General features: G+C 73.3%; 22 protein-coding genes. 15 read left to right on the forward strand and 7 right to left on the reverse strand.

Features of this window, described 5'->3' with window-relative positions; translation table 11 throughout:
• The first annotated feature begins 37 nt into the window (after window positions 1-37).
• The 3 genes from FHS13_RS15165 to FHS13_RS15175 all read left to right on the forward strand — a co-directional run bounded on the left by FHS13_RS15165 (window position 38) and on the right by FHS13_RS15175 (window position 3439).
• Complete coding sequence (locus FHS13_RS15165) at window positions 38-1285, forward strand: FAD-dependent oxidoreductase (protein ID WP_184292568.1); 1248 nt, start codon at window positions 38-40, stop codon at window positions 1283-1285.
• 125 nt (window positions 1286-1410) lie between these two features.
• Complete coding sequence (locus FHS13_RS15170; protein ID WP_184292569.1) at window positions 1411-2334, forward strand: universal stress protein; 924 nt, start codon at window positions 1411-1413, stop codon at window positions 2332-2334.
• 28 nt (window positions 2335-2362) lie between these two features.
• Complete coding sequence (locus FHS13_RS15175; protein WP_184292570.1) at window positions 2363-3439, forward strand: methyltransferase; 1077 nt, start codon at window positions 2363-2365, stop codon at window positions 3437-3439.
• On the opposite strand, the gene FHS13_RS15180 is transcribed toward FHS13_RS15175, so the two are convergent.
• Window positions 3414-4055, reverse strand: a complete 642-nt coding sequence (locus FHS13_RS15180; protein WP_184292571.1) for a pyridoxamine 5'-phosphate oxidase family protein — start codon at window positions 4053-4055, stop codon at window positions 3414-3416. The two genes, FHS13_RS15175 and FHS13_RS15180, sit on opposite strands and share 26 nt — an antisense overlap.
• Before the next feature lie 68 nt (window positions 4056-4123).
• On the opposite strand from FHS13_RS15180, the gene pdxR reads away from it, so the two are divergent.
• The 3 genes from pdxR to FHS13_RS15195 all read left to right on the forward strand — a co-directional run bounded on the left by pdxR (window position 4124) and on the right by FHS13_RS15195 (window position 8245).
• Window positions 4124-5554: a MocR-like pyridoxine biosynthesis transcription factor PdxR gene (pdxR, locus tag FHS13_RS15185; protein ID WP_184292572.1), complete on the forward strand. Its 1431-nt coding sequence runs from the start codon at window positions 4124-4126 to the stop codon at window positions 5552-5554.
• Window positions 5555-5716: 162 nt separating this feature from the next.
• Window positions 5717-6484, forward strand: a complete 768-nt coding sequence (locus FHS13_RS15190; protein ID WP_184292779.1) for a siderophore-interacting protein — start codon at window positions 5717-5719, stop codon at window positions 6482-6484.
• 162 nt (window positions 6485-6646) lie between these two features.
• Window positions 6647-8245 (forward strand): glycoside hydrolase family 10-like protein, encoded by a 1599-nt coding sequence (locus tag FHS13_RS15195; RefSeq protein ID WP_184292573.1) that lies wholly within the window; start codon window positions 6647-6649, stop codon window positions 8243-8245.
• 60 nt (window positions 8246-8305) lie between these two features.
• On the opposite strand, the gene FHS13_RS15200 is transcribed toward FHS13_RS15195, so the two are convergent.
• From FHS13_RS15200 to FHS13_RS15210, 3 genes are all read right to left on the reverse strand, one after another.
• Entirely contained in the window at window positions 8306-9070 is a 765-nt protein-coding gene (locus tag FHS13_RS15200; RefSeq protein ID WP_184292574.1) for an alpha/beta fold hydrolase, read from the reverse strand.
• 71 nt (window positions 9071-9141) lie between these two features.
• The gene (locus FHS13_RS15205; protein WP_184292575.1) at window positions 9142-10947 is read right to left on the reverse strand and encodes an ABC transporter transmembrane domain-containing protein; all 1806 of its coding nucleotides are present in this window, start codon (window positions 10945-10947) and stop codon (window positions 9142-9144) included.
• Window positions 10944-12665, reverse strand: coding sequence for an ABC transporter transmembrane domain-containing protein (locus FHS13_RS15210; RefSeq protein WP_343065042.1), 1722 nt, complete (start codon window positions 12663-12665; stop codon window positions 10944-10946). The genes FHS13_RS15205 and FHS13_RS15210 overlap by 4 nt, the downstream gene beginning before the upstream one ends.
• Before the next feature lie 507 nt (window positions 12666-13172).
• Here FHS13_RS15210 and FHS13_RS15215 point away from each other — a divergent pair.
• The gene (locus FHS13_RS15215; RefSeq protein WP_184292577.1) at window positions 13173-14171 is read left to right on the forward strand and encodes an ABC transporter substrate-binding protein; all 999 of its coding nucleotides are present in this window, start codon (window positions 13173-13175) and stop codon (window positions 14169-14171) included.
• 104 nt (window positions 14172-14275) lie between these two features.
• On the opposite strand, the gene FHS13_RS15220 is transcribed toward FHS13_RS15215, so the two are convergent.
• Window positions 14276-15109 carry a MerR family transcriptional regulator gene (locus tag FHS13_RS15220; protein ID WP_184292578.1) on the reverse strand — a complete coding sequence of 278 codons (834 nt, stop codon included), beginning with the start codon at window positions 15107-15109 and terminating at the stop codon, window positions 14276-14278.
• Between the two features lie 156 nt (window positions 15110-15265).
• On the opposite strand from FHS13_RS15220, the gene FHS13_RS15225 reads away from it, so the two are divergent.
• Both FHS13_RS15225 and FHS13_RS15230 read left to right on the forward strand, forming a co-directional pair.
• Window positions 15266-17575, forward strand: a complete 2310-nt coding sequence (locus FHS13_RS15225) for an FdhF/YdeP family oxidoreductase (protein ID WP_184292579.1) — start codon at window positions 15266-15268, stop codon at window positions 17573-17575.
• 57 nt (window positions 17576-17632) lie between these two features.
• Window positions 17633-18268: a histidine phosphatase family protein gene (locus FHS13_RS15230; protein WP_184292580.1), complete on the forward strand. Its 636-nt coding sequence runs from the start codon at window positions 17633-17635 to the stop codon at window positions 18266-18268.
• A gap of 63 nt (window positions 18269-18331) precedes the next feature.
• Here the strand turns inward: FHS13_RS15230 and aroQ are convergent, their stop codons facing one another.
• The gene (gene aroQ, locus FHS13_RS15235) at window positions 18332-18796 is read right to left on the reverse strand and encodes a type II 3-dehydroquinate dehydratase (RefSeq protein ID WP_184292581.1); all 465 of its coding nucleotides are present in this window, start codon (window positions 18794-18796) and stop codon (window positions 18332-18334) included.
• A gap of 306 nt (window positions 18797-19102) precedes the next feature.
• Between aroQ and FHS13_RS15240 the strand changes: the two genes are divergently transcribed.
• Window positions 19103-20899 (forward strand): acyl-CoA dehydrogenase C-terminal domain-containing protein, encoded by a 1797-nt coding sequence (locus FHS13_RS15240; protein WP_184292582.1) that lies wholly within the window; start codon window positions 19103-19105, stop codon window positions 20897-20899.
• 104 nt (window positions 20900-21003) lie between these two features.
• Window positions 21004-21951, forward strand: coding sequence for an MSMEG_6728 family protein (locus FHS13_RS15245; RefSeq protein ID WP_184292583.1), 948 nt, complete (start codon window positions 21004-21006; stop codon window positions 21949-21951).
• A gap of 52 nt (window positions 21952-22003) precedes the next feature.
• On the opposite strand, the gene FHS13_RS15250 is transcribed toward FHS13_RS15245, so the two are convergent.
• Entirely contained in the window at window positions 22004-22339 is a 336-nt protein-coding gene (locus tag FHS13_RS15250; RefSeq protein ID WP_184292584.1) for a DUF6968 family protein, read from the reverse strand.
• Window positions 22340-22756: 417 nt separating this feature from the next.
• Here FHS13_RS15250 and FHS13_RS15255 point away from each other — a divergent pair, with 417 nt between their 5' ends.
• The 4 genes from FHS13_RS15255 (at window position 22757) to FHS13_RS15270 (ending at window position 25532) form a co-directional block, all read left to right on the forward strand.
• Window positions 22757-23416 carry a hypothetical protein gene (locus tag FHS13_RS15255; RefSeq protein ID WP_184292585.1) on the forward strand — a complete coding sequence of 220 codons (660 nt, stop codon included), beginning with the start codon at window positions 22757-22759 and terminating at the stop codon, window positions 23414-23416.
• 11 nt (window positions 23417-23427) lie between these two features.
• Window positions 23428-23850, forward strand: coding sequence for a phage holin family protein (locus FHS13_RS15260; protein WP_184292586.1), 423 nt, complete (start codon window positions 23428-23430; stop codon window positions 23848-23850).
• Window positions 23826-24425 carry a DUF3618 domain-containing protein gene (locus FHS13_RS15265; protein WP_184292587.1) on the forward strand — a complete coding sequence of 200 codons (600 nt, stop codon included), beginning with the start codon at window positions 23826-23828 and terminating at the stop codon, window positions 24423-24425. The genes FHS13_RS15260 and FHS13_RS15265 overlap by 25 nt, the downstream gene beginning before the upstream one ends.
• 123 nt (window positions 24426-24548) lie before the next feature.
• Window positions 24549-25532 (forward strand): YihY/virulence factor BrkB family protein, encoded by a 984-nt coding sequence (locus FHS13_RS15270; protein WP_184292588.1) that lies wholly within the window; start codon window positions 24549-24551, stop codon window positions 25530-25532.
• Window positions 25533-25604: the final 72 nt, after the last annotated feature.

The following is a 25604-nucleotide window of genomic DNA, read 5'->3' on the forward strand; positions in this document are numbered from 1 at the left end:
CCGGGACCGGCGCGGCCGCCCCGCCTAGGGTTTCGGCATGGTCGAACTGCCGAAACACTGTGACGCCGTGGTCGTGGGAGCGGGCGCGGCCGGCCTGGCCGCGGCCGCCGACCTCACCGCGGCCGGACTCGACGTGACCGTCGTGGAGGCCCAGGAGGACGTCGGAGGACGCGTCCGCAGCACAACGGTGGACGGCTACGTCCTCGACCGGGGCTTCCAGGTCCTCAACACCGCCTACCCCGCCGTCCGGCGCCGCCTCGACCTGGACGCGCTGCGCCTGCGCGCCTTCCCCAAGGGGCTGGCCGTGCGCACCGACCGCGGACTGCTGCGCCTGCACCCGTCCCCCTCAGGGGCCCTGTCGTCGCTGTCCCTGCTCTCGGGAAGCCTGGTGCGCCCCTCGGACCTCGTACGCCTGCTGGCCACGGCGGCCGCGGACGCGCTGGAACCCGCCGACCGCATCAAGGCCCGCCCCGAGACCGACACCCTCACCGCGCTGCGCCGCCGCGGACTGGGCAAGCGGGCGGTGAACACCCTCGTGCGGCCCTTCCTGTCCGGCGTCTTCCTCGACGAGTCCCTGAGCACGTCCAGCCGCGTCAACGACCTGGTCTGGCGCAGCTTCGTGCGGGGAAGCCTGACCGTCCCCGAGACCGGGATCCAGGCCGTGTCCGACCAGCTCGCCCGGCGCTCGGGGGCACGGATCGTCCTGGGCACCGCCGTGCACGAGGCGGCACCCGGCCTGGTGCGCACCGAGACCGGGACCGTGCGGGCACGCGCGGTCGTGGTGGCCGTCGGCCCCGACGCCGTCCCCCGCCTCCTGCCCTCGCTGCCCGCACCCGCGCTCAACTCCTCCACCACCTACTTCCACTCCCGGCCCGCTTCCCCGGACGACGATCCGCTGCTGCACGTGGACGGCCGCTCCCGACGGGGCCGCTGCCGACTGAGCAGCGTCGTGGTGATGACGGCCACCGCACCCTCCTACGCCCCGGCGGGGAGAGCCCTGATCGCCTCCTCCGCCGTGGGCACCCGACCGCCCTCCGAACCCGAGGTCCGCGCCGAGGCCGCCCGGATCCTGGGCACCGGCGCCGGGGACTGGGAACACGTGGACACCGTGCACATACCCGGCGCCCTGCCAGCCGCGCCGCCGCCCCTGGGGGACCTGCGCCGGCCCGTCCGCCTGGAGAAGGGGCTCTACGTCGCCGGCGACCACCGCGACACACCCTCCCTCCAGGGCGCCTTGGTCAGCGGCGGGCGCGCCGCCGCCGCGGTCCTGGCCGATCTCGCCTGAAAGACCCGCCGCTGCGCGGTTCGCCACATCGGCGGGTCCCCGTTGGCCCTTCCCCCCGCCATGGGGCAGACTCCGAAAAGGACCACGGCGCACGACCGGAGGCACCGGCCCCCGAAGGAGAACACATGGCCGACGAGGCACGCTCCCACACCGTTCTGGCAGGGGTCGACGGATCACTGGCGGGCCGCGCCGCCCTGGACTGGGCGGCGGCCGAGGCGCAGCGGCGCAACCTGCCGCTGCGCGTCGTCCACGCCCTGTCGATGCCTCTCGTGATGTCCGTCTACACGGGCCCCACCCGCTTCCCCCCTTCCGACGAGATCACCCGGCAGGGCCGCAGCGTGCTGGAGGCCGAGGCCGCCCACGTGCGCGAGAACCGACCGGACCTGGAGGTCGAGACCGTCCTCGCCCTCGAGGACCCCGCCCAGGCGCTCCTGCGCCGGTCCGGCCCCGGCGACGTGGTCGTCATCGGCTCGCGCGGCTTCGGCCCCGTGCGGGCCGCCCTGGCCGGCGCGGCCGGCGTACGCCTGGCCGCCCGGGCCTCCTGCCCCGTGGTGGTCGTCCCCGATCCCGGCGAGGGCAGCGCCACCACCGACCCCAAGCAGGTCGTGGTCGGCGTGGACGGCTCCGAGGACTCCCAGCGCGCCCTGGACTACGCGCTGCGCCACGCGGCGCGCACCGAGGGATCCTCGGTCGTGGTCGTCAACAGCTGGGAGGCCCCCACCCCCTTCGCCCCCGCCTCACTCATCGCCTCGGGCTGGACCCCGCCGGAGGACTTCCTGGACCGCCAGTCGGAGGAGGTCGTCGCGGGCGTGCTGGCCGAGGTCATCGACGAGACCACCGAGAACGTGGACCTGTCCGTCGTGCGCACCCGCAAGGAACCCGTGGAGGCCCTGGTGGAGGCCGGCCGGGAGGCCGACATGATCGTGGTCGGCTCCCGCGGCCGGGGCAGCGTGCGCGGCATGTTCATGGGATCGGTGAGCCAGGGCGTGCTCCACACCGCGACGGTGCCCGTGGTGGTGCTGCCGCGCAGCAGCGAATCCGAGGACTGACCGCTCTCCCCTGGGGGTGCCGACCGGCATGACCGCTCCGAACTCCGCCGATCCCGAGGACCGCGCCGCCCTCGTCCGGCTGCTCATGGGGGGCATGGCCGCCTCCACCGTGGGCGCCGCGGCGCGCCTGGGGATCGCCGACGCGCTCGGTGGCGCCGAACTCGACGCGGCGACCGTCGCAGAGCGCATCGGCGCCCCCGAGCACACCACCGCGCGCCTGCTGAGGGCACTGGCGGCCCTGGGGGTGCTGCACGAGCGCGGCCCGGACCGGTACGCGCTCACCTCCGCGGGGCACCTGCTGCGCTCGGACCACGAGGACTCCGTGCGCTCCCTCGCCCACCTGTACACCGACGGCCTGCTGCTGGACTCCTGGCAGCGCCTGGCCGACGCCGTACGCAAGGCGGACGTGGCCTTCGAGACCCTGCACGGCACACCGTTCTTCCGCCATCTCCAGAACCGGCCCGAGCTGTCGGCGATGTTCAACGCGGCGATGGCCGACGCCACCCGGGCCACGGCCCGCGTCCTGCCCGACAGCTACGACTTCGCCCCCTTCACCACCGTGGTCGACGTGGGCGGCGGCGACGGAACACTGCTGGGCGCCGTGCTCGCCCGCCACCCCCACCTGCGCGGCGTCCTCTTCGACACCGCCGACGGCCTGGCACGGGCGGGCGAGGTGCTGGAGCGCACCGGGACCGCGGACCGCTGCACGAGGGTCAGCGGCGACTTCTTCGCACGCGTCCCCGCCGGAGGCGACCTCTACCTGCTCAAGAGCATCGTCCACGACTGGGACGACGAACGGGCCGCGGTGATCCTGACCCGCTGCCAGGAGGCCGCCTCCCCGGGCGCACGCCTGCTGCTGATCGAGCCGTTGCTGCCGGACACCGTGGCCGGGGCGCCTTCCCCGGCACCCTTCCTCAGCGACCTCAACATGATGCTCAACCCGGGCGGGCGCGAACGCACCCGCGCCGACATCGACGCCCTGTGCGCCGGCGCCGGCTTCACCGTGACCGGCGTGCGGACACTTCCCCCGCCCTCGGGCCAAGGCCTGGTGGAGGCCGTGGTGACCGGGCCGGACCGCCCTACCGGGGCGAGCGGCACCCCCTGACGGAGGCGGGCACACCGATACCGGGGGCGAGCCCGGGGTCGGGCTCGGGCTCGCCGAACACCTGGCGCACCGGGAGCACGCCCGCCCACACCGGCAGCTCATGGTCCTCGTCGTCGTCCCCCGGCGGGCCGGTGCGCACCTTCACCGACGCCTCCGCCAGGGACAGCGCCAGCACCCTCGTGGCGGCCATCTCCTTGGCCGTGGGCGCGCGCACCTCCTCCCAGCGGCCGGGCACCACCTGATCGGTGATCGCGCGCAGGGCCGACATCCGCTCCTCCTCGTCCTCCACCACCCGGGGCCGGCCGTAGACCATGGCCGACCGGTGGTTGGCGGAGTGGTGGAAGGCCGACCTGGCCAGCACCAGCCCGTCGAGCAGGGTGACCGTGACGCACACCTCCCCGTCCGTGCGCAGCGACCTGGCACCGGTGGACCCGTGCAGGTAGAGGGTGTCGTCCACCCGGCCGTAGGCGGTGGGCACCACCATGGGCGAGCCGCCGACGACCACACCCAGGTGGCAGACCAGCCCCTCGTCGAGGAGGGCGTACAGCTCGGACCGGTCGGTGCGGCCCTTGTGCTTGCCGCGGCGCAGCCGCGTGCGTTCCGTCGTGGAGAGCATGGCTCCCAAACTAGACAGAAGTGGACCTGGAGAACATGTCCACTTCCCCCTCGAAACGAAGGACCACTTTGTCCCGACACATCGCCGAACCCGTACTCCACCTGGACCGATCCCGCCCCGTGCCGCTCAACGCCCAGCTGACCGAGGCCCTGCGCAGGGCCATGGCCGGCGGCGACCTGCGCCCGGGCGAGCGCCTTCCCTCCAGCCGCGCCCTGGCCGCGCAGCTGGGCGTGAGCCGCACCGTCGTCACCGAGGCCTACCAGCAGCTGTACGCCGAGGGCTGGCTCGAGGGACGCCACGGTTCGGGCACCTTCGTCGCCCGGGAGGAGGCCTCCGCCCTTCCCGCCCCCGCGGCGGCCGCGCGGCCGGTCACCCCCCTGGCGGGTCCGGTCCCGGCCGGCAGACCGCGTATGTCCCGCACCGAGGCCCGGCGGCGGGGCCTGATCGACCTGCGTCCCGGCGCACCCTGGGTCCACGACCTCGACCGGGCCGCCTGGCGGCGCGCCTGGAGGCAGGCCGCGGACCTCCCTCCCGACGACGACCCCGATCCGCGCGGCCTGCCCCGCCTGCGCGAACTGCTCGCCGAGCACCTGCGGCGCGCCCGCGGTGTCCGCGTCGGACCGGAGAACGTCCTGGTCACCCGCGGCACCGGCAACGGCCTGGACCTGGTGGCGGCCGCCCTGCTGGGCCGCGGGACCCTCGCCGGGGTCGAGGAGCCCGGCTACGGCAAGGCCCGCACCATCCTGGGTGCGCGCGGTGCGGAGATCGTCCCCTGTCCCGTCGACGGCGACGGCATCGTCGTCGACGCGCTGCCCGGGGGCCTGTCGGTCCTGTACACCACACCCGCCCACCAGTACCCGCTGGGAGGGCGCCTGCCCGTCCCCCGCCGCGAGCGCCTGCTGGCCTGGGCCCGCGCCGCGGGCACGGTGGTGGTCGAGGACGACTACGACGCCGAGTTCCGCTACGACGTCGCTCCGCTGCCCGCCCTGTACGGGCTCGACCCGGGCCGGGTGGTGCTGCTGGGCACCCTGGCCAAGACCCTCACCCCGGACCTGGGCATCGGCTGGGTCGTGGCCGAGCCGGACCTGGTCGAGCACCTGGCCGCGGTGCGCCACCACCTGACCGACCGCACCAGCGGCCCGGTCCAGGCGGCCACCGCCCTGCTCCTGGAGCGCGGCGACCTGGACCGCCACCTGCGCCGCATGCGCCTGGAGTACGCGCGGCGCCGCAGGACGGTCATCGAGTACCTGGGCCCGCGCCTCAGCGGCGGGACGGCCGGGTTGCACGCCCTGGTCCCCCTGCCGGCCGAGGCGGTCGCCGGGGTGCTCTCCGAGGCCGCCGACCAGGGGGTCCTCCTGGAGGACACGGCCCGCACCAGCCACGGCGAGCCCGCCGTCCACGGCCTGATTCTGGGCTACGGCTCGGTGTCGGGTGCGCAGCTGCGCCGGGCTCTGGCCGTTCTGTCGGACGTTCTCGCACGTCAAGGAGTGTTCGGATGATCTCTTGGACCGCCACCTTTACGGCATAGATCTACTTTTGTCCGATATGCACCACCTCCCCCGTCGACGGGACAGGTATGGACAGGCTAACCTCAGAAGGTCCGCCCGCCCCCTGCCGAGGGAGTCCCGCCCGTGCGTGTCGAGCAGCCCGGCCACCGTGCGATGATCCGCGCCCGGGTGGTGCGCACCGAGCGGATCAGCAAGCACTTCGTCAACATCACCGTGGGCGGCGAGGAGCTCTCCTCCTTCGAGTTCCTCGGCCGCGACCAGTTCGTGCGGATCTTCCTGCCCCGCCCCGGCCAGGAGCGGCTCCACATGCCCACCGCCGCCGACCGGCGCTGGGTGGCGCAGCTGTACGCGATGCCCGAGAGCCGCCGGCCGTACGTGCGCAACTACTCCGTGCGCCGCTTCGACCCCGCGGCCCTGGAGATGGACATCGAGTTCGTCGACCACGGCGACGCCGGCCCCGCCTCGGCGTGGGCGCGCGCGGCCGCCCCCGGGGACGAGATCGGCCTGCTCGCCGAGGGCGTGTACCACCTGCCCCCGCCCGGGACCGACTGGCAGCTGCTGGTGGGCGACGAGAGCGCGCTGCCCGCCGTGGTGTCGATCCTGGAGCAGGCGCCCGAGGACCTGCGGGCACAGGTGTACCTGGAGATCCCCACGCCGGACGACGAGCGGCCCCTGCGCCGGCTGCCCGGGGTGGACGTCCACTGGCTGGTGCGCACCGACCCGCACGACGTGCCCGGCCGCCTGGCGCTGGAGACCCTGCGCGGCGCCGACCTGCCCGAGGGCCGCCCCTACTGCTTCGTCGCCGGGGAGAACGCACTGCCCACCGGGCTGCGGCGCCACCTGGTGCGCGAGCGCAAGGTGCCCAAGGCCGACATCACCTTCGTCGGTTACTGGCGCCACGGCCAGGCCGCCTCCGACTGAGGCAGCGCGGGTCCGTGCAGCAGGTCCGCGCGGGACAGTTGCCTCTACCCCGCAAAAGTGTTCTGAATCCCATTGATACACCAACTTGCCCAAAACGTTACAAGGTCGCCTACTCTGTTCGCTGACGCCAATCCGGCGTCATCGCAGCTCAGAGGAGTTTCCATGACCCCCAGGCGACGACAGGACACCGCACCGCACCGCAGCAGGCGATGGGTGGCCGTGGCTGCCGCTTCGGGAATCGTGCTGTCCGCGTACGCGATCGTCGGCGCCGCCCAGGCCGATCCCGCCCTTGCCGACGCGGGTGTCCAGACGGCCTCCGACAAGCGGCAGATGCGCGGTGCGTGGCTGACGACCGTGGGCAACATCGACTGGCCCTCCGAGCCCGGCCTCAGCGCCGACGAACAGCGCGAGGAGATGGACCGACGCCTCGACGAGGCCGTCGAACTGGGACTGAACACCGTGTTCCTGCACGTGCGTCCCACCGCCGACGCGGTGTACGACTCCGACCTGGAGCCGTGGTCGCGCTACCTCACTGGCGAGCAGGGCGGCGACCCCGGCTACGACCCGCTGGAGTACGCGGTGGCCCAGGCCCACGAGCGCGGCCTGGAGCTGCACGCCTGGTTCAACCCCTACCGGGTCGGCATGGACTCCGACATCGCCGAGCTCGCCGACGACCACCCCGTGCGCGAGAATCCCGACTGGCTGGTCCGCTACGGGGGCGAGGGCTTCCTCGACCCGGGCAACCCCGAGGTCCAGGAGTGGGTCACCCGGGTGATCACGGACGTGGTCGAGCGCTACGACATCGACGGCGTGCACTTCGACGACTTCTTCTACCCCTATCCCAAGGACGGGGAGGAGTTCGACGACGACGCCTCCTGGAAGGCCCACGGCGACGGATTCGACGACCGCGACGACTGGCGGCGCGACAACGTCAACCAGTTCGTCGCCGGGGTGCACGAGCGCATCCAGGAGACCAAGCCGCACGTGCGGTTCGGCATCTCCCCCTTCGGCATCTGGCGCAACGACAGCAGCGACCCCACCGGCTCGCCCACCTCGGGCCTCCAGTCCTACGAGGCCCAGCACGCCGACACCCGCACCTGGATCCAGGAGGGGAGCATCGACTACGTCGTGCCCCAGCTGTACTGGGAGCGCGGCTTCGGGATCGCCGACTACGAGAAGCTGGCCGACTGGTGGGCCGGCGAGGTCGAGGGCACGGACGTGGACCTGTACATCGGCCAGGGCGCCTACCGGGTCGGTGAGTCCGGCTGGCGGGGCGAGGACGCCCTCAGCACGCAGCTCGACTACTCCGGCGACCTGGAGGAGGTGGGCGGGGACGTCTACTTCTCCTACAAGTCGCTGACCGGCGTGGCCGAGGAGGCCTTCGAGCACCTGGCGGAGGAGCACTACTCCGACCCCGCGCTGCCGCCGGTCGCCGACGTGCCCGCCGACACCGAGCCCCGGACCGGGGCGGTGGAGAACCTCTCGGCCTCCGTCTCCGACGGGGACACCGAGCTGGAGTGGGAGGAGGCCGAGGGGGCGCGCTCCTACGCCGTCTACCGGCTCGGCGCCGACGAGGTGGAACTGCTGGAGTCGGGCGGGGAGGACGCCTACGAGGCCCTGTCCTCCGACAACCTGCTCGGTGTGACCGGCCGGACCTCCTGGAGCGACAGCTCCGACGAGGAGGGCGCCTACGTGGTCACCGCCCTGGACGACAACCGGTTGGAGGGCTCCCCCGGCGAGGCGGTCGACCCGCGCTCCTAGGCCGGGGAGGGGCCGCCGGGACGCAACCGGCGGCCCGGACCGGGCCCCGCCGGGGAGTGCTCAGGACCGCAGGTGAGGGGCCAGGTCGCGGGCGAGGATCCCCAGCACCTCGTCCTGGTGCCGGACGGGGAAGAAATGGCCTCCCGGCAGCACCTCCACCGTGCAGCCGCGGGTGGTCATGCCGGCCCACTCCTTGACGTCGTCGGGGGTGGCCAGCGGGTCGTCGTCCCCGGCCAGGGCGGTGACCGGCGCCTCCAGAGGGGGCGTGTCCGCCGGCCGGTAGGTCTCGATGAGGCGGTAGTCGTTGCGGACCACGGACAGGACCATCTCCCGGAAACCCGGGACGTCGAACACCTCCGGCGGCGTGACACCGAGTGCGACCACGGACTCCACGAGGGCGTCGTCGTCGAACTCGTGGACACGGCTGGTCACCGGCCGGGTGGGCGCGCTCCTGCCCGAGGCGAAGAAGTGGACGGGGCCTCCCGCCGGCCCGGCGGACAGGCGCCGGGCGGTCTCGTAGGCCACGGCGGAGCCCATGCTGTGTCCGAAGAGCGCGTAGGGGCCCCGGAGGTGCTCCGCGAGCGCGGCGGCGGCGCCGTCGGCCAGCTCCTCCATCCGCGGCACGAGCGGTTCGGACATCCGGGTCTCGCGCCCGGGGTACTGCACGACCCACAGCTCGCACCACGGCGGCAGCCCGGCCGACCACGAGCGGTAGAAGTTGGCCGTGCCGCCGGCGTGCGGGAAGAGCACGAGCGTGAGCGGCGCGCCCCGCCGCTCGTGGAAGCGGCGGAGCCACGGGCTCTCCGGCGGGAAGACACGGTCCACGGGAAAAGGCCTCCTCCGACCATGGCCGGCGGTGGGAGGTCTGAGGCCGCCGGTCCGGATCCCCGGCAACCCTATCCGAGGGCCGCCGGCGTGCCGGAGGGCCCCTGCCCCGCGGGGGCGCCCTGCCAGCTGCGCCACAGGGCGGCGTAGCGCCCGCCCGCGGCGACCAGCCCGTCGTGCGTTCCCTGCTCGACGACGCGGCCCCCGTCCATGACGACGACCCGGTCCGCGGCCTGGGCCTGGGTGAGCCTGTGGGCGACCACCAGGGTGGTGCGCCCCTCGGTCGCGGCGAGGGCGGCCCTCTCCAGGCGGCGGGCGCCCGAACTGCCCGCCTCGGCGGTGGCCTCGTCCAACACGGCCACCGGGGGGTCGGCCAGGACCAGCCGGGCCAGGGCCAGGTGCTGGGCCTGCTCGGACGTCAGGGTGTGCCCGCCCTCGCCGACCACCGTGTGCAGGCCCTCGGGCAGCGCCCGCACCCACTCCAGGGCGCCGACCCGCTCCAGGGCGGCCAGGGCCTCGGCCTCGCCGGCCTCCGGGCGGGCCAGCGCCAGGTCCTCCAGCAGTGTCCCGGAGAACACGTGGGTCTCCTGGCTGACGAGGTAGACGTGCTCGCGTACGCGCCGCTCCCCCAGTTCGGCCAGCGGGACCCCGCCCAGGTACACACCGCCCGAGGTCGGTTCGCGCAGGCCGCAGACCACCGCGGCCAGGGTGGTCTTGCCGGCTCCGCTGGCGCCCACCAGGGCGACCCGCTCGCCGGGCGCCACCTCCAGCGACACCTCGTCCAGCGCGGGAGGAGCCCCGTTCCCGTAGGTGTGGACGACCTCCTCGACCCTCAGGGAGGAGTCCTCGGGGTCCCGGCCGGTGTCCGGTTCGGGCTCCGCCGGGAGGTCGGCCACCCCGGCCAGGCGGGCCAGGCTCGCCCCGGCCGACTGCACCTCGTTGAAACTCATGACCAGGAAGATCATCGGTCCGAAGAGCCGGTGGAAGTACAGGGCGGCCGAGGTCACCATGCCGACCGTGACCAGGTCGGCGCGCACCAGCCAGAAACCCGTCACGAGCACGGCGGCCAGGCCGGCGCACTCGGCCGCGTTGAGCCGCGCCCCGAACCGGGTGAACAGGCGGAACACCGACAGGGTGATGTCCATGGCCGCCCGGGAGCGGTCGCCGACACGGCCCTCGTGCTCGGCCTCGAGCCGGTAGGCGCGCACGGCGGAACGCCCGCGCAGGGCCCCGATCATCGCGTGCGAGCGCTCCCCCATCGCCACCCTCTCCCGGGCGTAGTAGGGGCCCGAGCGCGGCAGGTACCAGCGCAGCGCCAGCACGTACACGGGCATCGCGCACAGTCCGGCCAGGCCCAGGCGCCAGTCCAGCGCGGTCATGCCCGCCGCGGTGAGCAGCACGGTGGCGGCGGCCACCACGAGGTCGGCCCCGTTGCGTGCGATGCCGGCGGTGACCACGGCGACGTCGTCGCCGACCCGGGAGAGCAGGTCGCCGAGGCGGACGCGCTCCAGCCGGGCGGCAGGCATGTGCAGGACGCGGTCCATGACCCGCTCGCGCAGCCGGGCCAGGATCGTCTCTCCGGCCCGGCCGACGAACCAACCGCCCAGGCCGGTGAAGACCCCTCCGACGACCGCGGCGACGGCGATCAGCGCGACCGACCGGAGCACGGCGTCCATGCCCTCACCGGCCGCGACGGCGTCGACGATGTCGCCGAGCACCCAGGGGGCGACCAGCCCGGCGGCGCCGCCCGCCAGCACGGCGGCCACAGCCAGGGCCACCGTCCGCCGGGAGGCGCGCACGCCCTCGCCGAGCACCGCCCAGGTGCGGCGGGCCGAGGCGGTGGGCAGGAGTTCGGTCTGTCGGGGTGCCGCGCTCACCGCAGTACCGCCTCTCCGTAGCGGGGGTGTTCCTCGGCCAGGCTCTCGTGGGTGCCCTGTGCGGTGGCCCGTCCCCCGTCCACGACCACGACGCGGTCGGCGCGGGCGAGCAGGGCCGGCCCGGAGGTGATGACGAGGGTCGCGCCCGCCGGGTCGCGCCCGGCCCGGGCGCGGGCCACGCCCTCGGCGATGGCCCCCTCGGTGACCGCGTCGACGGCGGTGGTGGGGTCGTGGAGCACGAGCACGGGCGGATCGGCGGCCAGGGCCCGGGCCAGGGCCACGCGCTGGCGCTGGCCGCCCGAGAGGTTGGCGGCGCGGTCGGCGACGGGTCGGTCCAGCCCCTCGGGGTGGCCTGTGACCAGGTCCTCGGCCGCGGCCGCGCGCAGGGCGGACAGCAGACCGGGATCGTCGAGGTCGGCGCCGACGAGCAGGTTGGAGCGGAGGGTGCCCTCGAAGAGGGTGGCGCCGTGGTCCTCGACCAGGACGGCGCCGCGCAGCGCCGCGAGGTCGAGGTCGTGGACGGACACGCCTCCGACGGCGGCCGTGCCGCCGACCTGCTCGCGGCCTGCGGATCCCGAGAGCAGTTCGAGGAGTGCCTCGGCGTCGCGCGGGTCCGTGGCCAGGACGCCGACGAACTCGCCCGGTGCCAGGCTCAGGTCCAGGCCGCGCAGCGACTTGTAGGTGACCCCCGACAGCTCCACGACGGGCTCGGTGCGCAGGGGGTGTCCGCCGGGGGCGACCGCGTCGGGGGCGTTGAGCAGGCGGACGATGCGCAGGGCCGAGGCGCGTGCGGTGGCGAACGCCTGCCCGACCATGCCCAGTCCTTGGACGGGTTCGGCCAGGAACTGGGCGAGGCCGACCACGGTGACGAGTTCGCCGATGCTCAGCCGTCCCTCGATCGCCATCCATCCGGCCACACCCGCCACGCAGGCGAGGAAGAGCGCCCCGCCCGCGGTGACCAGGCCGCGGTAGAGGCCGTTGCTCGCCGCGGCGGAGACCGAGGCCTCCAGGGCACGGGCGCTGGCCCGGCGGTAGCGCAGGGCGGCGTTGTGCCTGGCCCCGATCCCCATGAGGACGCGCAGGCCGCCGACCAGGTCGGTGGCCAGGGCGGTGGCCCCGGCGGCGGCGGCCTGCTTGGCCTCGCTGCGCCGGGCGATGTGCTCGGCGGGAAAGCGCATGAGAAGCATGAACAGCGGGACGCCCAGGAGCACGCCGAGGCCCAGGGGGACGTCGACGGCCAGCAGCGCGGCGGTGGTGACCGCGATGGCGGTGACCATCGCGATCGACCGCGCCCAGGCCTGCGTGTACAGAGAGGCCTGCTCGGCGTCGGAGGTGGCCACCGAGAGCACCTCGCCGGCGCGCAGGCCGCTGCGTTCACCCCGGGGGTCCAGGGCCCGGCGGGCGGTCTCCACGCGCAGCAGGTGGGCCTCGTTCTCCGCCGCGCGCAGGGTGAAGCGGGCGCCGAAGCGGTAGGCGGTGGCCAGGACCGTGAACAGGGCGACGATGCCCGCGGTGCACCAGGCCAGGGCGAGGGGGTCGCCGGTGAAGACGGCCCGGTCGACGGTCACGCCGATGGCGACGGGGACGAGGGCCTCGGCGGCCTGGTGGAGGGAGAGCAGCGCGGTGCCCAGGGCGATGTCGCGCCGGTTGCGGGCCAGGGTGCGCGTGCGCAGGGAGCGCACGTCTGCGGGGACGCGGGGATCGGCGGGTGTGTTCACTCGGCGGGCCCCTGTGCGCACGGGTGCGGGGGTGCGCCTGCCGTCGGACGTGTGGTCATCGGGTGTTCGGACGTGGGGCCCCGCCTTCAGGCGGGGAAGAGAACGCCCTTCTCCTTCCCGGATCGGCCTTGTGAGGAGGTCGGACGGAACGTGGGGCCGGCCGGGGCACGGTGACCGGCGAGCGGGCCGGCGTCGCCCGCCCGCGGGGCCGGTGCGGGGCCTCGGCGGGCGCCCTCCCGGACAGGGCGGTAGGTGTCCGGGCGGAAGGCGGCCCGGCGTCCGACCGCCGCAGCCCCCTCCTCGCGGAGAGGCAAGGAAGCCAACGGTGCCCCACCCCCTGTTGTCGTGCCCAGGTCAGGCTAGCCAGCCGGACCGGCGGCGGCGAACGCGGGGCGGCCGGGTACCGTGCGGATGCGGGGCAACCGGGGATGGCTTGCGCTTGATGTACCTTTTCCACCACTATGATGCTTAGGCAAGGCTAAGCTCACCCCCAACGAATGAGGCCCCATGTACCGCGGTCCGCTGACACGCGGCGGCACCCTCGCCGCCGGCGCGCTCTCCGTCGTCGTGCTCGCCGCCTGCGGGACCCCCGCCGACGGAACCGAGCCCTCCTCCGGCTCCACCGCCGAAGGCTACCCCGTCACCGTCGAGACCCTCTTCGGCGACGTGGTGATCGAGGACAGGCCCGAGAACGTCGTCGCCATGGGGTGGTCGGACGCCGAGACCGCGCTCGCGCTGGGCGTGCAGCCGGTCGGTGTGGCCGACTGGCAGGCCTACGGCGGCACCGGTGTGGGTCCCTGGGCCGCCGACCTGTTCGAGGAGGAGCCCGCCCAGCTCGCCACCCTGGAGCCGAACCTGGAGGCGATCGCCGCCCTGGAGCCCGACGTCATCCTCGACACCCGCTCCGACCACACCCAGGAGCGCCACGACCTGATGGCCCCGGTCGCCCCGGTGGTCGGCCCGCCGCCCGGCGTGGAGGTCACCTACGGCACCACCTGGCAGCAGCAGACCCGCCAGGTCGCCGCGGTGCTCGGCGAGGACGAGCGCGGCGAAGAGCTCGTCGCCGAACTCGAGGGCCGCTTCGAGCAGATCCGGGAGGACCACCCCGAGTTCGCCGACACGACCATCGCGGTCGGCGCCTACTTCGACGGCCAGTACGGTGCCTACGTGCCCGGCGACTCCCGCGTCGACCTGCTCCAGGAACTCGGCTTCCAGTACAAGTCCGAGATCACCGACATGGCCGAGGGCGCGTTCTACGTCGATCTGAGCCAGGAGATGCTGGAGGTCCTCGATGCGGACCTGACCATCGTCTTCCCCATCGGCGACACCGCCCAGGACCTGCACGAGGACCCGGTGCTGCAGGGCATCCCCTCGGCGGAGGACGGCCGCCTCGTCGTCATGGACGACCTGGAACTGGCCAACGCCTTCTCCAGCGGCTCGGCGCTGGGCGTCTCCTACGCCCTGGACGGGATCGTTCCGCTCGTCCAGGAGCACCTCCAGGACTGAAGTCTCGGCGGCGGGGGCCGGCGCGGCGCGCCGGCCCCCGCCGCTTCTCTGCCGGAGCCCGCCCCGGACCCGGGCGGCGCGGGGCCGGGTCCTCCGGGCACCCGTCAGGCGGCGGCCACGCCGACCTGCAGCTCGGTCACCCACTCCTCCTCGGGAGCGGGCATGGAGACCGTGTAGACCTCGTAGGCGCGGCCCTGGGGCACCATGCCGTTCTCGGCGACCGCCTCCATGAGCACGGTCCAGCTCCCGCCGATCGTCGCCATCGCCCCCTTGTGGGTGAGGACCGCGGCGCGTTCCACGGCGGGCAGGTCGACGACCTCGAAGCCTTCGCCGGCCGGGGTTCCTGCGGGGACCGTGAATCCGGCGAACACGCGCACCTCCCCGTCGCCTCCCAGCGGTGCCTCGACCGCCTCGTAGAAGGAGACGGCGCCGCCGTCACAGGTCAGGCCCGCGGTCTGCAGCGCCGCGGCCACCTTTCCGAACAGGGACGACACGACGGGACCGATCTGCGGCTGGTTGAAGCCCTCCGCCCGAGCCGATCCGACGGCCACCGTGCGGGCCGGCAAGGCCCGGACGTCGATGTGTTCCAGGGACATGGCGTCTCCCTCCAGAGCTCGGAGCCTGGCCTCCACCCGGTGCAGGCGCTCGGTGTCCCGCCGGATCCGCTCTCGGAGGTCGCTGCCGCGTTCACGCAGCAGGGCGGCCAGCTCCTCCCGGTCCACCCGTCCGTGGACGACGGCGGCGACCTGCCCGAGCGTGAGGCCGAGGTCCTTCAGGGCCAGGGCACGCACGAGCTGGAGGAACTGCTCCTCCGAGTAGAAGCGGTATCCGGTGTGCGGATCGACGCGGGCGGGTGTGAGCAGGCCGACGGCGTCGTAGTGCCGCAGCATCCGCACCGAGACCCGTCCGAGCGAGGCGAATTCTCCGATCGTGTACATGGCTCCTCCACGGTCGGCCCTGACACCGTGTCAGGGTCAAGCCGCCGACCGCTGCGGGCCGCCGGGCCACCAGGCTCGCCGGGGAGGCCCCCGGTGGCAAGCCGGGGAGGATCTCCGCGAGCTGGACACACGTGTGTCCGGTGCCACAATCTCGGTATGAGGAACCGACGCCCCACCGCGCCCGACCCCGTTCAGGACTCGCCCGCCGTCGGCCCGCCCGAGAACGCCGCGGCCGGACTGACCGCGGTGCTCAACAGCATGCGGCTGGTGGGCGAGCACGCCGGGGTGCGGCGCGGACTTCCCGCGATGCTGGCCGTCAACCAGAAGGAGGGCTTCGACTGCCCCGGCTGCGCCTGGCCCGAAGGAGACCGGCGCCACCGCGCGGAGTTCTGCGAGAACGGGGCCAAGGCGGTCGCCGAGGAGGCCACCTCGCGGGCCCTGACCTCCGACTTCTTCGCCGCCCACCCCGTGAGCGAGCTGGCGGAGCGCTCCGGTTACTGGCTGGGGCAGCAGGGCCGGCTCACCGAGCCCCTGTACCTGGCCGAGGGCGCCTCCCACTACACCCCCATCGGCTGGGACGAGGCCCTGGACATGGTCGCCTCCGAGCTCAGGGCCATGGACTCCCCCGACGAAGCCGTCTTCTACACCTCCGGCCGCACCAGCAACGAGGCTGCGTTCTGCTACCAGCTCTTCGCCCGCCAGCTGGGCACCAACAACATGCCCGACTGCTCGAACATGTGCCACGAGTCGTCCGGCTCCGCCCTGAGCGAGACCATAGGCGTCGGCAAGGGCAGCGTCTCCCTCGAGGACCTGTACAAGGCCGACCTGATCATCGTCGCCGGCCAGAACCCGGGCACCAACCATCCGCGCATGCTCTCGGCCCTGGAGCGCGCCAAGCGCGCCGGTGCCCGCATCGTCACGGTCAACCCGCTGCCCGAGGCGGGGATGCGGGAGTTCCGCAACCCGCAGGAGGTCGGCGGCCTGCTGCTGGGCAGGGGCACCAGGCTGACCGACCTGTTCGCGCAGATCCGCCTGGGCGGCGACCTGGCGCTGTTCTCCGCCGTCAACCGTCTGCTCCTGGAGGCCGACCGCCGCGGCGAGGAGGTGCTGGACCGGGAGTTCATCTCCGCCTGCACCCACGGTTTCGACGCGTTCGCCGAGGCGCTGCTGTCCGAGCCCGAGGAGGAGTTCTGGGCGCGGGTGGAGAGGGACACCGGGCTGGAGCGGTCCCTGGTGGAGGAGATCGCCGCCCTGGCGGCCGCCTCGGAGCGGACCGTGGTGTGCTGGGCGATGGGCCTGACCCAGCACAGGCACTCGGTGCCCATCATCCGCGAGGTCGTGAACTTCCTGCTGCTGCGCGGCAACATCGGCCGCCCCGGCGCTGGTGTGTGCCCGGTGCGCGGGCACTCCAACGTGCAGGGCGACCGCACGATGGGCATCGTCGAGCGCCCCGCCGAGAGCTTCCTGGACGCGTTGGAGGCCGAGTTCGGCTTCGCCCCGCCGCGAAGGCACGGCCACGACACCGTCAACGCGATCCACGCGATGGCCCGGGGCGAGGTGCGGGTGTTCTTCGCCATGGGCGGCAACTTCGTGCACGCCTCCCCCGACACCGGATTCACCGAGGAGGCCATGCGCCGTGTGGGGCTGACCGTGCACGTGTCCACCAAGCTCAACCGCTCGCACGTGGTGACGGGGACGAGGGCGCTGATCCTGCCCGCACTGGCGCGCAGCGACCGGGACCTGCACGAGGGCCGGGCGCGCTGGGTGACGGTGGAGGACTCCATGTCCCGGGTGCACGCCTCCCACGGGGTGCTGCCGCCGCTGTCGGAGGGCATGCGCTCCGAGGTCGACATCGTCCGCGACCTGGCGGGCAGGATGTTCGGCGACAGCCCGGTGGAGTGGTCGGGGATGGCCGACCACGACCGGATCCGCGACCACGTGGCCGCGGTGGTCCCGGGCTTCGAGGACTTCAACGCCAGGGCCCGCCGCCGCGACGGGTTCACCCTGCCGCACTCCCCGCGCGACGAGCGGCGCTTCCCGACCGCGACGGGGAAGGCGAACTTCACCGTGAACGGCTCCTACGCGCCCGAGGTCCCCGAGGGGCGCCTGCTGCTGCAGACACTGCGCTCGCACGACCAGTACAACACCACCGTGTACGGCCTGGACGACCGCTACCGGGGCATCAGGAACGGCCGCCGGGTCGTCCTGGTCAACCCCGAGGACGCCCGGGAGCTCGGGCTGGCGGACGGCTCCCTGACCGACATCGTGGGCGAGTGGCCCGACGGCCGCGAGCGCCGGGCCGCCCGCTTCCGGGTGGTGCACTACCCGACGGCGCGCGGGTGCGCGGCCTCCTACTACCCCGAGACGAACGTGCTGGTGCCGCTGGACTCCACGGCCGAGGTGAGCAACACCCCCACGTCGAAGTCGGTGGTGGTGCGCTTCGAGCCCGCGTCCGGGCCCGTGTAGCGGCGGCGGGGGCGCCCCGGCACTGCCCCGCCCGGAGGGCGTCCGTATCCTGTGGCGATGCCGACCATCTACCTGATCCGCCACGGGAAGGCTTCTCCCGAGGCGGACGACTACGACGAGTTGAGCCCTCCCGGGCACGAGCAGGCGCGTCTCCTGGGCGCCGAGATCAAGCGGCGCGAGCTGCGCGTGGGCCCGGTCGTGACGGGCACGCTGCGCAGGCAGCGGCAGACGGCCGCCGCGGCGCTGGCCGAGTCGGGGATCGGCGCGGAGCCGGTCGCCGACGCGCGCTGGAACGAGTACGAGCACCTGGAGCTGCTGGACCGCCACGTGATCGGCGAGGGCAGCGTGCAGGAGCGGCTGGAGGCCGCCCTGAGCGCGTGGACCGCCGCCGGAGGCAGCGGTCCGGGCACCTGGGCGGGGTTCCGCGACGGCGCGATGGCGGCGCTGTCGGACGTGACCGCGGGCCTGGGCAAGGGTGAGACGGCCCTGGTGTTCACCTCCGCCGGGGTGATCTCGGCGGTGTGCTCGACGATCCTGGGCACGTCCGTCCCCGGGTTCCTGGCGATGAACCGGGTCGTGGTCAACGCTTCGGTGAGCAAGATCGTCCACGGCCGGGGCGGCACCCAGCTGCTCTCCTTCAACGACCACGCGCACCTGGAGCGGCCGGGGGCGAATCTGATGACCTACCGCTGATATCCGTGCCCCTCGGAAACCGACCGGTCGGTACCGGCGGTCGGCCCGCAGGCCGGCTGCCGGTCAGCCGCGCTCGGCGGCGCGCCGGAGCACGGCACGCAGGCCCAGCTCGTAGCCGAAGACGCCGCATCCGGCGACGTAACCCGCTGCCACGGGTGCGGTGACGGAGGTGTGGCGGAACTCCTCGCGCGCGTAGACGTTGGAGATGTGCACCTCCACCACCGGCGCCTCGATCGCGTCGATCGCGTCGCGCAGCGCGATGCCGTAGTGGGCGTAGGCACCGGGGTTGAACACCACACCCGCCCAGTGGCGGGCGGCGTGGAGGCGGTCGACGAGCTCGCCCTCGCTGTTGCTCTGCGCGCACACCACCTCCACGCCCAGCTCCCGGCCGAGCTCGGTCACCCGCCGCTCGACCTCGGCCAGGGTCGTGGTGCCGTACTGCCGCGGGTCGCGGGTGCCCAGCAGGTTGAGGTTGGGCCCGTTGAGCAGCAGAACGGTGCGGGAGGGGTCAGCAGGTACGTGCGGCATGTGGGTGGTGCTCCTTCTCGGCTCACCGACAGCCTAGATGTAGTGACCTGATCATCGTGGTCGCCGCTGCCCTTCGCGAGCGGAGTTCCGGTGCGTTCCGTACGAGGCCGGGCACGGGTCCGGAGCGGCTTTCCACCGGCCGGAGGGACCGCGGCGGGAAACGCGCCGGGACACCCCACGGCGGAACGGGTGTCCGCCACACGTGCCCCGCAGGCGCGGTCCCCGGTGGCGGGGGCGTATTCTGCGCAGATAGCGTACCGACCAGTCGGTCTTGTCATCCGGACCCGATCCCGAGGAGGCGGCCCCGTGGCGTCCACCCTGCTGTCCGCGCGCGACCTGAGTTTCATGCTCCACGAGTGGCTCGACGCCGAGGCGCTCACGAAGCGCCCCCACTACGCCGACCACTCGCGCGAGACGCTCGACGGCGCGCTGGAACTGGCCGAGCGCGTGGCCACCGACCACTTCGCGCCGCACAACAAGACGAACGATGCCAACGAGCCCCGCTTCGACGGCGAGCGCGTCCACGTCATCCCCGAGGTCAAACGCGCTCTGGAGGTCTACGCCGAGACCGGCCTCAACGCCCTGGGCCTGCCCGCCTCCGTCGGCGGCGGGCAGCTGCCGCACGTGGTCGTCAGCGCCTGCAACGCCTGGTTCCAGGCAGCCAACCTGGGCACCTCGGCCTATCCCTTCCTCACCCTGGGCAACGCCCGGCTCCTGCTGGCCCACGGTTCACCCGAGCAGGTCGACACCTGGGTGCGCCCCATGGCCGAGGGCCGCTTCTCCGGCACCATGTGCCTGTCCGAACCGCAGGCGGGCAGCTCCCTGGCCGACATCACCACGCGCGCCGAGGAGGCCGGCGACGGCACCTACCGGATCTTCGGCAACAAGATGTGGATCTCGGGCGGCGACCACGAGCTGGCCGAGAACATCGTCCACCTGGTGCTGGCCAAGATCCCCGGCGGGCCCCCCGGGGTCAAGGGCATCTCCCTGTTCGTCGTGCCCAAGTACCTGGTGGGCCCCGACGGCTCCCTCGGGGAGCGCAACGACGTCGTGCCCGCCGGTCTCAACCACAAGATGGGCTACCGCGGCACCGTCAACGCCCTGCTCAACTTCGGCGAGGGCAGGCACAGCCCCGGCGGCCGGCCGGGCGCGGTCGGCTACCTGGTGGGCGAGCCCCACCAGGGGCTGAAGTACATGTTCCACATGATGAACGGCGCGCGCATCGGTGTGGGAGCGGGCGCCGCGGCGCTCGGTTACACCGGCTACCTCAAGTCGCTGGCCTACGCGCGCGAGCGCCTTCAGGGCCGCCCCCTCGGCGCCAAGGACCCCGCGCGGCCTCAGGTGCCCATCACCGAGCACACCGACGTGCGGCGCATGCTGCTGGCCCAGAAGAGCTACGCCGAGGGCGCCCTCGCACTGGTGCTGTACTGCTCCCGGCTGGTCGACGACACCGCCAGTGCGGAGGACCCGCAGGTCCGCGAGCGGGCCTCGCTGCTGCTGGACGTGCTCACCCCGATCGCCAAGAGCTGGCCCTCCCAGTGGTGCCTGGAGGCCAACAGCCTGGCCATCCAGGTGCACGGCGGCTACGGCTACACCCGCGAGTACGACGTGGAGCAGCACTACCGGGACAACCGGCTCAACCCCGTCCACGAGGGGACCCACGGCATCCAGGCGCTGGACCTGCTGGGCCGCAAGGCGGTCCAGGACGGCGGCAGGCGCCTGGCGCTGCTGCTGGAGACCGCGCGGGCCACCGCCGACCGCGCCCGCGCCCTGGGCGGGGAGGAGGCCGCCTGCGCCGAGGCGCTGTCCGCGGCGCTGGACCGCGTCGCGCAGACCACGGCCGCGGCCTGGGCCGAGGGGGATCCGGAGACGGCGCTGGCGAACGCGACCGCCTACCTGGAGGCGACGGGGCACGTGGTGGTCGCGTGGATGTGGCTGGAGCAGCTGGTGGCGGCACACGGCCGCGAGGGCCGCTTCTACGACGGCAAGCGGGCGGCCGCCGCCTACTTCTTCCGCCACGAGCTGCCGCGCACCGGCCCCCAGTTCGACCTGGTCGCCTCCGGGGACCGCACCGTCCTGGACACCCCCGCCGACATCCTGTGACCGAACGACCGCGGAGGCGGGCGGGGCCGTGAGAGGGTGGAACCGTGTTCCGGGTGCCGCCGCGGTCCGCGGCGGCACCCGGGCAGGTTCGAAGAGGGGGAGCGATGCAGACCTTCCTGCCCCATGCCTCGTTCGCCGAGTGCGCGCGGGTGCTGGAGGACCGCCGCCTGGGGAAGCAGCGGGTGGAGACCCTGCAGATCCTGCGGGCACTGGTGTGGCCCCGGTACGGATGGAAGCGCCATCCCGCCGTGGCGATGTGGCGCGGCTTCGTGCCCGCGCTCGTCTGCTACGGCGCGGCGGTGTGCCGTGAATGGCGTGAACGCGGCCGCGCCGACGCCGTTCTCCCCTCGTTGACCGCTTTCACCGCGGGCACACCGCCCGACGAGGCCGAGTTGTGGGACCGGGACATGCTCCCGCCGTGGCTGGGTGCGGAGGACCTGCACCGGTCGCACCGCTCGAACCTGGTGGCCAAGGACGAGGAGCACTACCGGCCGCTGTTCCCCGAGACACCCCGGGGTCTGCCCTATGTCTGGCCCCGGCCGGCCTTCCCGTACTGGCCTCTGAGGCGCGGCGGTCCCGGTCCGATGGAGATCGGGGCGGCCGAGAGGCTGCTGGGTACTGCCGGGGGCGCGCACACGGCCGTGATCGAACAGCTGGTGTCGGGGCGCAGCGTGCGCCTGCACCTGCCCGAACCGGGCGACGTGTCCCCGGGCCTGCTCGCCGGCCTGTGCACCCCGGGTGAGACCCTCTGGCTGGTCCCCGGGCAGCCGCCTCCCCGGCCCGCACCGCGCAGCGGCCCCGCACTTTCGGGCATCGCCGGACGGCCCAGCCCGTCGGTCGCCCGCCCGCCCGGCCCCGAGGACGAGGAGGCGATGCGCGCCGAGGCGGACGAACCGGAGTTCCGGTTCCGCAGGGTCGACCCCGACTCCTCGGCCGAGGTGCGGATCCCGCCCGGAACCGGACTGGTCGTCGTCGAAGGACCCGATCTGCCCGAGCCCGCCACCGGCCTCCCCGTGCTGCGCCTGCTGCCGCCCCGCGGAACCGGATCCTGACCCCTGTCCCGCGGCCGCGGGGCCGCCGCGCCCCCGCCGTGCCCGACCGCCGTCAGATCCTCGGGTCGACCTCCAGGCCCAGACCTTCCTGGCCCAGCCAGTTCAGCCGGACCGACGCGACCCGGGCCCGCTCCTCCAGCTGGAGCCGGGTCGCGTACACACTCAGCAGGAACGCCTGCAGGGAGTCCACACCGTAGGAGGTCGCCACGGCCTCGTCCCCCAGCCCCAGGATCTGGCGGGGGCAGTGCCAGTCACCGCGCGCCTCGGGGTGGGGGTCGGGCTCGGGCGTGCCCAGTCTCACGATCACCGGTGTGCGCGTACCGTCCTCGGCCACGGCCTCCAGCCGCCGCTCGGCCACGACCTCACCCAGCTCATGGGTCACCGACATACCGTCCTCTTCTTCCAGTGCCTCGGAACGGGCCGCACGCTAGCAAAGGGGGAGGACATCTCCGCCGGGCCACCGCGGGCCGGAGGACCACCGGACCGGAAAGCGGAGCGGGTCAGCCGCAGGAGTTCAGCACCAGCAGGAGCAGGATCGTCAGCCCGGCCGAGACCAGGAGTGACAGGAAGCAGCCCAGGCGGCTGCTGAAGAAGACGAACACACGGACCTCCTCTCGGCGGAGGCCCCGACGCCTCCGACCGTCCCCCTACCCCTTCCTCCCCCGGCCGTGCGTGGGCCGGGAGGCAACGGCCGCCCCATTTTCTCTTCCCGGTCGGACCGCATCTCCGACACGCATGTATAGCCCTGCGCCACCCGGGTAGTCGCGATGACAACCGAGTAACAGGCCGGCTCCGAGGAGGCTTGATGCAGTCGCACGAGGGAACAGGCGGGTTGGGCGACAAGAGCAGCCAACTGGCCTCGACCGCCCGCGAGAAGGCGGGGGGCGTCGCGTCCACTGCCGGGGAGCAGGCACGCTCCCTCGCCGGTGAGGCCCGTTCCGAGGCACAGAACGTCGCGAGCGACGTCCAGGCCCGTCTGCGCGAGGAGGCCGGTGAGCAGACCCGGCGCACCTCGCAGAACCTGCGCCAGTGGTCGGAGGAGCTGTCCTCCATGGCCGACAACGGGGACTCCGGGTCCCCGGTGCGCGACGCCGTGAACCAGGTCGCGCAGAGCGGCCTGCGGGCAGCCGACTTCCTGGAGGAGCGGGGGTTCGAGGGCCTGGTCGACGAGGCCAAGCAGTTCGCCCGGCGCAAGCCGATGGCTTTCCTTGCCGGCGCGGCCGTCGCCGGCTTCGCACTGGGCCGTGTGCTGAAGGTGTCGTCCGCCCTCTCGGACGACAGCGGCACCGACAGCGGCCACCCCAGGCAGATCGGCAGCGGCGGCCACGCGGCCCCGTCGGTTCCGCACCAGAGCCGGGACGACTCCGGCGGAACCACCCCGTATCTCCAGCAGCCCGGTACCCCCCGGCACGAGGGGTCCGGAACGACTCCCGGCGATCCCGGCATGCCGGGCCGAACACTCTGAAGGAGGACGACATGGCGGCCACTTCCGCAACCTCGTCACACAGCGCGAGGCCCGGCGAGGAGGAGTCCATCTCCGAACTCCTCAGTGCGGTGACCAGTGACCTGCAGAAGCTGTTCCGGCAGGAGGTCGCCCTGGCCAAGGCCGAGATCAGCGAGGAGGCGAGCAAGGCCGGCAAGGCGGCCGGCCTCCTCAGCGGCGCCGCACTGGCCGGCTACATGACCGTGGTGCTGCTCAGCCTGGCGGCGGTCTTCGGCCTGGCCGAACTCATCGGACTGGGCTGGGCCGCCCTGGTCGTCGCCGCACTCTGGGCGATCGCGGGCGCAGTCCTGTTCGTCGTCGGACGCAACCGGATGCGCGAGGTCTCTCCCAAACCGGAACGCACCATCGAAACGCTCAAGGAGGACGCGCAATGGGCGAAACATCCGACCGGATAAAGCACGACATCGAGCGCACCCGCTCGGAACTGACCCATGACACCGACCGCCTGGTGAACCACGCCAAGCCGAGGAACGTCGTGGAGCGGCGCACCCGGCGGATGCGGGACAGGACCCGCAGCATCAAGGACCGGGTCATGGGCTCGTCGTCGCAGGCTGCCGGAGGGGTTCGCCAGGGTGCCGGACAGGCGGCCGAGGGAATCCGCCACACGAAGGACCAGGCGGTCGACATGGCCAGGTCCGCGCCGGAGCAGGCCGCCCGCCAGACGCAGGGCAACCCCATCGCCGCAGGGCTCATCGCCTTCGGCGCCGGCCTGCTGGCCGCCTCCGTGCTGTCCGAGAGCCAGGCCGAGAAGCGTGCGGCCCAGCGTGTGAACGAGCGCGCGGGAGACCTGATCGAGCCCGCCAAGCAGGCCGTGGGCGAGTCGGTCGACCACGTCAAGGAACAGGCCAGGGAGTCGGCGCAGGCCGCCGGCCAGCACCTCAAGGAGAACGCGACGGAAGCCGCGCAGACCACCGGGCAGCACGCCCGCGGCGAGGCCCGGTCCGCGGCGGAGGAGATGCGCCGCTCCTGAGGCGCATGCCCGACATCCGTGATCTGCCGGCACCACCCCGGACCCGTCCGGCGGTGGTGCCGGCCGTTGGGGCCGAAGGACCCCGCCCTGTCCGGCCCCCGGGAAGCGAGGAGAGACCAGACGATGCCCGAACACAAACCCACCGCAGGTAAGGTGCCCTCTCCCCGGAAACCCGACGGCCCCACCGACGTGCCGGCGTCCTCGTGGCGGGCCTCACTGCGCCGGACCGTCGGCGAGTTCGGCAAGGACAACCTGACCGACCTCGCCGCCGGCCTCACCTACTACGCGATCCTGTCCGTCTTCCCCGCGCTCCTGGTGCTGGTGGCCCTGGTCGGCATGGCCGGGCCCGAGGCGACGCAGACCATGACCGACAACATCTCCCGGGCCGTACCCGAGGACGCGGGCGAACTGCTGACGACGGCGATCTCGACCCTTCAGGGGAACCAGACGGCCGCAGGGGTGTTCGGTCTGATCAGCCTCGCCGTCGCCCTGTGGTCGGCGTCGGGCTACGTCGCGGCCTTCATGCGTACCTCCAACATCGTCTACGACATCCCCGAGGGGCGACCCTTCTGGAAGACGCTGCCGCTGCGCGTCGGCATCACCGTGGTGCTCGTGATCCTGGTGACCCTGACGGTGCTCGGTGTCACCTTCACGGGTTCGGCCGCCCAATGGCTGGGCGACCTGGTGGGCCTGGGTTCGACGGCGGTGATGGTGTGGGACATCGCGAAGTGGCCGGTGCTGCTGTTCATGGTGATGTTCATGGTGGCATTCCTGTACTGGGCCGCGCCCAACGCCAAGCGCAAGTTCCGCTGGGTCAGCCCGGGAAGCGCGCTGGCGGTCGTGCTCTGGCTGCTCGCCTCCGCCGGCTTCGCCTTCTACGTCGCCAACTTCGCCTCCTACGGCAACACCTACGGCAGCATGGCGACGGTGATCATCTTTCTCGTCTGGCTGTGGATCAGCAACATCGCGATCCTGTTGGGCCAGGAGTTCAACGCCGAGATCGAGCGCGGCCGCGCCATGAGTGAGGGACTCCCCGGCGACGAGGAGCCCTACGTCGAACTGCGCGACACCCCCGACGAGGAGCATGCGAGCCACCGCGGGAAGTGACTCCCGCGGGCGCGTCCCGCCGAGGAACGCTGCGGCCTCCCCCGTCCGGGGGAGGCCGCAGCCGCTTCCGCC

Origin of the sequence: Nocardiopsis algeriensis (assembly GCF_014203695.1) — a bacterium.
In the GTDB taxonomy this organism is placed as follows: Bacteria; Actinomycetota; Actinomycetes; order Streptosporangiales; family Streptosporangiaceae; genus Nocardiopsis; species Nocardiopsis algeriensis.